The 388-nt window shown below is 69.3% G+C and carries 1 protein-coding gene; it reads left to right on the top strand.

What is annotated here, in order from left to right:
* Positions 1-388, top strand: a 388-nt coding sequence (locus tag AB4Z35_RS31040; protein WP_442101303.1) for a hypothetical protein, incomplete at both ends; no start/stop codon positions are given.

Raw genomic sequence — 388 nt, 5'->3', positions numbered from 1 at the left:
GCTGGTGGAGATGGCCGAGCTGTGCGATGGCGATGTGATCTTCTTCGGCCTCACCGCCGACCTGCCGGCGATTGCCGCGCACCGGGCGGCGGGCAAGCGAGCGGTGTTCGTACGCGAAGGCAAGGTCGTGATGGCCACCGGCCAGAGCGAGATGCCGCTGACCGATGTGTCGGCCATTCCGCTGACCTACGCGGGCCGCGTGGCGTTCCAGATCGAGAACGTGCTGGCGGCCGTGGCCACGGGCTGGGCGCTGGGCATTTCCAACGACCTGATCCGCGCCGGCGTGGTGACGTTCGACGTTGGCCAGGTGGACGTGCCGGGCCGCTTCACGCTGTTCGAACGCCAGGGCGCCACGGTGATCGTCGATGACGCGCACAACGCGCCCGCG

This window comes from Pseudomonas sp. KB_15, from assembly GCF_052114525.1.
In the GTDB taxonomy this organism is placed as follows: Bacteria; Pseudomonadota; Gammaproteobacteria; order Pseudomonadales; family Pseudomonadaceae; genus Aquipseudomonas.
The sequence above is the reverse complement of the archived record's forward strand: the minus strand, read 5'-3'. Positions and strand labels throughout refer to the sequence as shown.